We start from the raw sequence: 7,537 nt of genomic DNA on the forward strand, positions 1-7,537 counted from the left end.
GTGAAGAGTTTCGACGGAGTATCCTTCCGGGGTAGTTCCGTAGAGCTTACGTGCGGACTAAGGTGAGCTGGGACTCACTTCGAATGAAGCGACGTTCGGTTAATGATCATGTGGGACCATGGTCATGGGCCGGGCGACCAAAAAGATCGGATTGCTTGGGATGCGTGGGGTGAAGGAATTTGCCGGGGCAGCAGCTTCGGCCCTTCTATTAGTATGCATGGGCTCGACGCCCGTTTTGGCCGACACGATTGAGGCGGCCTTGGTGCGCGCCTATCAGAACAATCCGCAGCTCAATGCGCAGCGCGCGCAGGTGCGCATCACCGACGAGAACGTGCCGCAAGCGCTGTCGGGCTACCGTCCGAGGGTCGCGGTCACGGCGAGCGCGGGCTATCAATATACGGATACGCTGAGCACGCAGGGCGGCGACGCGAACAACCTCGTGAGAACCCCGATCCACGGCGCCAACCCGCCGCGCAGCGTCGGCGCCACCATCACGCAGACGCTGTTCAACGGCCAGCAAACCGCGAACCGGACCAGGGCGGCGGAAGGCCAGGTCTCCGGCGCGCGCGAGGCGCTGCGGTCGCTCGAACAGACCGTGCTGCTCAGCGGCGCCACGATCTACATGGACTACCTGCGCGATTCCGCGATCGTCGAGGTGCAGAAGAGCAACGTTCGCGTGCTCGAGCAGACGCTGAAGCAGACGCGCGACCGCTTCAATGTCGGTGAAGTCACCCGCACCGACGTGGCGCAGTCAGAAGCGCAACTCGCCGCCGGCAAGACCCAGCTTCTGACCGCGGAAGCCAATCTGACGACGACGCGCTCGAACTTCCGCCGCATCATCGGCAACGAGCCGGAAAACTTGGCGCCGGGCTCGCCGGTCGACCGCTTCCTGCCGTCGACGCTGCCGGCCGCCGTCGAACTCGGCCTGACGCAAAATCCGAACGTCACCGCGGCGATGTTCGGCATCGATGTCAGCTATCTCCAGGTCAAGGTGGCCGAAGGCGCGCTGTTGCCGGTGGTCACGCTGCAGGCCTCCGTGCAACAGTCCTATGAGCAGAGCCTGATCCAGTTCCGCTCGTTCGGCGCGTCCGCGGTCGCGCAGCTCAACGTTCCGATCTATCAGGGCGGCGCCGAATACTCGCTGATCCGCCAGTCCAAGGAAACGGTGGCACAGCAGCGCCTCGTTCTCGACCAGACCCGGGATCAGACCCGCGCCAACGTGGTCACGGCATGGGGGCAACTCGTTGCCGGCAAGGCGCAGGTGCAATCGGCGCAATCGCAGGTCCAGGCGTCGGAAATCGCGCTCAACGGCGTGCGCGAGGAAGCCAAGGCCGGACAGCGCACCACGCTCGACGTGCTCAACGCACAGCAGGCGCTGGTGAATGCGCGTGTTGCGCTCGTCACCGCCCAGCACGATCGCGTGGTGGCCTCATATTCGGTGCTGAACACGATCGGGCGGCTGTCGCCGCAGGTGCTCAACCTGCCCACCACCGTCTACGATCCGAGCGTGCACTATCATCAGGTACGCGACAGCTGGGCTGGCGTTCGCACGCCCGACGGCCGCTGATATCTGAGTCTATTCCCGCACAGTCGGGACGAATATCGACGCCCGGCGCCTGTTGCGCCGGGCGCTTTGCTTGCAATCATTTGTGGCCATGACGTACCGTTTCCGGGGCGAGCTGAGCGATTCGTGGCCCGCGTCCTTGCATCTCATGGACGCGCGTCGGGTTGTCTTGAGGGGGAAGCAGGACCTCCCGCGCGATACAGCGGGCGGGCTTGATCTGGGGACAAGTCAGGCTTCTGCGGTGAAATTCCCGGCCTGCATATCCGGAACCGGCAATTCCTTCGTGGCTTTGGTATAAAATGGTTTCGATGTGGAGTCGGAGATGACGCAACCTGCAAAGGTCCAAGAGCCCTCGATGGAGGAGATTCTGGCGTCGATCCGTCGCATCATCGCTGACGACGAGGCCAAGCCCGCGGCCGCCAGGCCGGAGGCCGCTGCCGCGCCGGCACCGAAACCGGTGATGAAGGACATTCCGCCCTCGGCGATTGCTCCCGCGCCGAAGCCGGCGGCGCCGAAGCCCGCGCCAGCGCCGGCGCCCGAACCGGCCGCCAGCAACAACCAGGACGACATCGACGCGATGCTGGCGAGCCTCGATGCGGCGACGCCCGAGGCCGATGTCAGGCCGGCGGCGCAGCCGGAGGCCGACGTGTTCGAACTCACTGACGAGATGGCGTTGCCTGATCCGGCGCCGCCACCGCCACCGGCATCGTCGTTCAGCAAGATCGAGCCGGCGGACGACATCGAATTCAGCGAGGCCCGCAGGGCCAGGCAGCCGGTCCAAGAGCCGCCGTTCGACAACTCACCACCCGGGCCACCGATCTTGTCGCGTTCAACCGTTTCCGCCGTCGAGTCCGCCTTCAATTCCCTGGCCAATACCGTGCTGAGCAACAACGCGCGAACACTGGAAGATCTGGTCAAGGAAATGCTGCGGCCGATGCTGAAGTCCTGGCTGGACGACAATCTGCCGGGCCTGGTGGAGCGGATCGTCAAGGCCGAGATCGAGCGGGTTTCGCGCGGGCGCTAGTTCCAGGACGCCTGGCGAGACGGCATCAGGCCCCCATCAGGATATTCAAACCGGCGTTATCGCGGCTTCCGGCTGCCCCGGACCAAAGTTGTCAGGTTGACTTGAGGCGCTGTGGCGGCTTTCTAGGGGCCGTCCGGCGTCGATCACATCAGAACCGGCCGCTACCAGGTTGATTTGATGCGTATTCTTTGAGCAGTCCGGTAACGGATGGCTCGAAGGCGCTTCCCCAGCACCCCAATTGCATTGTCATGATCGAGAAAAACTACCAGCCCGCCGATATCGAAAGCCGCATGTCCCGGATCTGGGAGGAGAGCGGCGCGTTCATGGCCGGCCGTCCGGAACGGAAAGACGCCGCGCCGTTCACCATCGTGATCCCGCCGCCGAACGTGACGGGCTCGCTGCATATGGGCCACGCGCTGAACAACACGCTGCAGGACATCCTCTGCCGCTTCGAGCGCATGCGCGGCCGCGACGTGTTGTGGCAGCCCGGCACCGACCATGCCGGCATCGCGACCCAGATGGTGGTCGAGCGGCAATTGATGGAACGGCAGGAGCCGGGCCGCCGCGACCTTGGCCGCGCCAAATTCCTCGAGCGCGTCTGGCAGTGGAAGGCCGAGAGCGGCGGCACCATCGTCAACCAGTTGAAGCGCCTAGGCGCTTCCTGCGACTGGTCGCGCGAACGTTTTACGATGGACGAGGGCCTTTCGCGCGCGGTCGTGAAGGTGTTCGTCGAGCTGCACCGCGAAGGCCTGATCTACAAGGACAAGCGGCTGGTCAACTGGGACCCGAAACTGCTCACTGCGATCTCCGATCTCGAGGTGCAGCAGGTCGAGGTCAAGGGCAGCCTCTGGTATCTGCGCTATCCGATCTCGGGCAAGACTTTCAGCCCCGACGATCCCTCGACGTTTGTCGTTGTGGCGACGACGCGGCCCGAGACGATGCTCGGCGACACCGCGGTTGCTATACATCCTGACAATGAACGGATCGGCCACCTGATCGGCCAGCACGTGATCCTGCCGCTGGTCGGCCGCCGCATCCCGATCGTCGGCGACGATTACGCCGATCCCGAGAAGGGATCGGGCGCGGTCAAGATCACGCCGGCGCATGACTTCAACGACTTCGAGGTCGGCAAGCGTCACGGCCTGCCGCAGATCAACGTGTTCGACCGCGAGGGCTGCCTGGCGCTCGTCGACAACGAGGATTATCTGCGCGGATTGCCGGAAGGCGCGCTGATGCTCGCCGAAGAGCTGCACAATGCCGACCGCTTCGCCGCGCGCAAGAAGATCGTGGCGCGGCTGGAGGATTTTGGCTTCCTGGAAAAGATCGAGCCGAACACGCACATGGTGCCGCATGGCGACCGCTCCAACGTGGTGATCGAGCCCTATCTGACCGACCAGTGGTATGTCGACGCCAAGACCATGGCGCAGCCGGCCATCGCTGCGGTGCGCTCGGGCGCGACCAGCTTCGTGCCGAAGAACTGGGAAAAGACCTATTTCGAATGGATGGAGAACATCCAGCCGTGGTGCATCTCGCGCCAGCTCTGGTGGGGCCATCAGATTCCGGCCTGGTATGGGCCCGACGGCAAGGTGTTCGTCGCCGAGACCGAGGAAGAGGCCGTCGGCAACGCGCTCGGCTACTACGTCGAGCAGGAAGTCATCACCGAAGAGCAGGGGCGGGCGATGGCGGAAGACTCCGCCAAGCGCGAGGGCTTCATCACGCGCGATGAGGATGTGCTCGACACCTGGTTCTCCTCGGGCCTGTGGCCGTTCTCGACGCTCGGCTGGCCCGACGACACCGCGGAAGTGAAGCGCTATTACCCGACCAACGTGCTCGTCACCGGGTGGGACATCATCTTCTTCTGGGTCGCCCGGATGATGATGATGGGCTTGCACTTCATGAAGGATGCGCCGTTCTCCACCGTCTACATCCACCGTCTCGTCCGCGACGAGAAGGGTGCGAAGATGTCGAAGTCGAAAGGCAACGTCATCGATCCGCTCGGCGTGATCGACGATTTCGGCGCGGACGCGCTGCGCTTCGCGCTGGCGCGCGGTGCGGCGCTCAACCACGACATCAAGCTCTCGCCGCAACTGGTCGAGATCAATCGCAATTTTGCGACCAAGCTCTGGAATGCCTGCCGCTTTGCCGAGATGAACGGCTGCGACAAGCCCGACGGCTTCGAGCCGACGGCGGCGAAGGAAACGTTGAACCGCTGGATCGCGCACGAAACCTCGCGCGCCACGCGCGAGGTGACCGAGGCGATCGAGGCATATCGTTTCAACGACGCGGCGAACGCGATGTATCGCTTCGTCCTGAACATTTATTGCGACTGGTATGTCGAACTCGCCAAACCGTTGCTGATGGGCGAGGAGGGCGCGGCGAAAGCCGAGACCCGCGCCATGATCGCCTGGGCACGCGACGAGATCCTCAAATTGCTGCACCCGTTCATGCCGTTCATCACCGAAGAACTCTGGGCGGTGACGGCGAAGCGCGACGGCTTGCTGGTGCTGGCCGAATGGCCGCGCAAGGCGAGCGCGGTGAGCGAAGAACAGATCGCTTCGATGGCGATGGCAGGTCCCGGTGATCCCTTGATTGCGCCCGTGATGGCCGCGCTGGATGCCGGCGATTTCAGCGATCCCGCGGCAGAAGCCGAAATCGGCTGGGTGGTCGATCTCATCACCGCGATCCGCTCGTTGAAATCGGAAATGAATATTCCGCCGGCGACCTTGATTTCGCTGGTGCTGTCGGCGGCGTCTGCCGAGACCAAGGACCGCGCGGGACGTTGGAGCGACATCGTCAAGCGTCTGGCGCGTCTGTCGGATATCTCGTTTGCCGACCGTCCGCCGGAAGGCGCGGTGCAATTGCTGGTGCGCGGCGAAGTCGTGGCACTGCCGCTCAAGGGCGTGATCGATCTTTCGGCCGAAAAGACCCGGCTCGACAAGGAAATCGTCAAGGCCGACGCCGACATCAAGCGCGTCGACGCCAAGCTCGGCAACGAGAAATTCGTGGCCAACGCGCCCGAAGAGATCGTCGAAGAGGAAAAGGAAAAGCGCGAGGCGGCCGTGGCGCGCAAGGCCAAGCTGCAGGAAGCGCTGGAGCGGCTGAAGCTGGCGTCCTGAGATAATAGAGCGCTGGCCTATCCCCGTCATTGCGAGCGAAGCGACTTGTCCGCCGTAGCTTTAGCGAAGGCGGAAGCAATCCATAGCGCCACACGCGGAGAGATGGATAGCTTCGTCGCTTCGCTCCTCGTAATGACGACGGAGATAGCTCGCTTCTCACCGAGGGCCTGATCGATGCTCGACCACGTCTCCATCACCGTATCCGATTTCGCCGCCGCCGAGCGCTTCTACGACGCGATCATGGCAGCCCTCGACGTCGTCAAGGTCGGCCGCAGCGACCGCTGGCTCGGCTACGGCGAGCGCGCCGACGCAGCACATCCGGACCGCGTCTACGTCGCCATCTACAAGGGCGCGGAACCGGACGAAGCCACCGGCCGTCACTGGTGCTTCAAGGCCAAATCGCGAGCCGAGGTCGACGCCTTCTGGCGCGCCGGCATCGCCGCCGGCGGGACCGATGACGGCCCCCCGGGCCTCCGCCATTATCATGCCGCCTATTACGCCGCCTTCCTGCGCGATCCCGACGGCAACAAGGTCGAGGCGGTGTGCCATCGGGCGGAGTAGGGGCGCGGGAGAACTCGTAGCCCGGATGAGCGGCCTGTCCGCCGCAGCTCAACGAGCGAAGGCGGAAGCGACATCCGGGGCCAGTGGTCCCGCATATCGCTTGCGCTCATGCGGGCTTCTTGCTGCTTTCGCTATGCCTGCCGAACCCGGACTCCACGCCGCGTTAGCGCGCAATACCGATAGAAATTGTGCGAGCGTCAACAGAATCCACGGCGCGACTATCGCTGCCAGGCACGGGCAACCTCACTAAACCCGAATTTAATGGAAACGACGGAGAGCGAACCCACCTGTTCATTGTGTAACGGTCTTTGCATAGCAACTCGAAAGGAAGAAGCCATGAAAGTCGCAATGACAGTGCTGGTCGCCGCGTCAATGCTCTCAAGCACGTATGCATTCGCAAATACGGCGCATCATGAACATGTAGTCAGATACGCTGCTCCGCACGTCGTCCTGCATCCGAACTACGGCAATCCGAACGGAAATCCGGATGGTCCGACCACGTTGAGCGGCACTGGCGATTCTCAATTCGGCGGCACGTCGGCCGGCACCAGCGGCTACAACTAGGTGCGAAGCAGCGGCGAGGACGAAGCGTAGCCCGGATGCGCGAAGCGGCATCCGGGTCTTGCTTTGTCCCCGTATGTCGCTTGGCTCATGCGGACAACCTACTTGCTAAGGCAGTCCAATTCGAGGGCCCCGGGGCGCTACGCGAATACGCGAATTTCCCCCGCAACTTCAATCTGATTTGCCCCGTCCAGTCCCGCGTCGAAAAATAAACCGCTTCGCGCGCGACCCAAATCACCCCTACAACTCCCGCCATCCCGTCCCGAGAAGAGGGGCGTTGGCCATCGTCACGAACGTTGGGGCGGGTTGCGGTNNNGGACGCGGCAGCGTCGGGCGCGAGANGGTGTTCGCAGGGCGGTTCTCCGTGAGCGAATACGGCGCGCAGGACGTACGGCGCTTAAACGCCTCCGTCAGAACTTCGGCCGGCAAGCACTTGGCTGGTCGATGTCTTCGGCAGAGGAAGCTGCGTACGGCAAAACCGTGTGGTCCTGGCGCCCGTGGCTGGTGTCAAGCCGGCGGAGGTTTTTCGAAGCCCGACCGGGTTTCGGTGAACCGTCAATTCGCCGGTGATGGAGGCAAGATGAATTCGTCTCCAGGGAGAGCGCGGCATAAGCCGTAAACCCATTGCGCAGGGAATGCCGGGCTGCTGCGGCTGTACCTGTATGCTCGTGTGCGCATTTCCTGAAGTGCAATTGCACACGGGACCGCGGG

5 protein-coding genes are annotated in these 7,537 nt (G+C 63.5%); all 5 read left to right on the top strand.

Annotated features, from left to right (window positions below; all coding sequences use genetic code 11):
• Positions 1-160 precede the first annotated feature (160 nt).
• A complete protein-coding gene (locus tag CQ14_RS30400; RefSeq protein WP_057861526.1) occupies positions 161-1,567 on the top strand; it encodes a TolC family outer membrane protein in 1,407 nt (468 codons plus the stop codon).
• A gap of 319 nt (positions 1,568-1,886) precedes the next feature.
• A complete protein-coding gene (locus CQ14_RS30410; protein ID WP_057861527.1) occupies positions 1,887-2,588 on the top strand; it encodes a PopZ family protein in 702 nt (233 codons plus the stop codon).
• 248 nt (positions 2,589-2,836) lie between these two features.
• Positions 2,837-5,704, top strand: a complete 2,868-nt coding sequence (locus tag CQ14_RS30415; protein WP_057861490.1) for a valine--tRNA ligase — start codon at positions 2,837-2,839, stop codon at positions 5,702-5,704.
• A 174-nt stretch (positions 5,705-5,878) separates the two neighbouring features.
• Positions 5,879-6,265: a VOC family protein gene (locus CQ14_RS30420; RefSeq protein ID WP_057861491.1), complete on the top strand. Its 387-nt coding sequence runs from the start codon at positions 5,879-5,881 to the stop codon at positions 6,263-6,265.
• Between the two features lie 336 nt (positions 6,266-6,601).
• On the top strand, positions 6,602-6,829 hold the full coding sequence (locus CQ14_RS30425; protein WP_057861492.1) for a hypothetical protein: 228 nt from the start codon (positions 6,602-6,604) through the stop codon (positions 6,827-6,829).
• Positions 6,830-7,537: the final 708 nt, after the last annotated feature.

Source organism: Bradyrhizobium lablabi, from assembly GCF_001440475.1.
GTDB lineage: Bacteria > Pseudomonadota > Alphaproteobacteria > Rhizobiales > Xanthobacteraceae > Bradyrhizobium > Bradyrhizobium lablabi.

What these genes read in the sequence shown, in the direction of transcription:
- CQ14_RS30400 (WP_057861526.1), top strand. Translation starts at nt 161, where the DNA reads ATGCGTGGGGTGAAGGAATTTGCCGGGGCAGCAGCTTCGGCCCTTCTA.
- CQ14_RS30410 (WP_057861527.1), top strand. Translation starts at nt 1,887, where the DNA reads ATGACGCAACCTGCAAAGGTCCAAGAGCCCTCGATGGAGGAGATTCTG.
- CQ14_RS30415 (WP_057861490.1), top strand. Translation starts at nt 2,837, where the DNA reads ATGATCGAGAAAAACTACCAGCCCGCCGATATCGAAAGCCGCATGTCC.
- CQ14_RS30420 (WP_057861491.1), top strand. Translation starts at nt 5,879, where the DNA reads ATGCTCGACCACGTCTCCATCACCGTATCCGATTTCGCCGCCGCCGAG.
- CQ14_RS30425 (WP_057861492.1), top strand. Translation starts at nt 6,602, where the DNA reads ATGAAAGTCGCAATGACAGTGCTGGTCGCCGCGTCAATGCTCTCAAGC.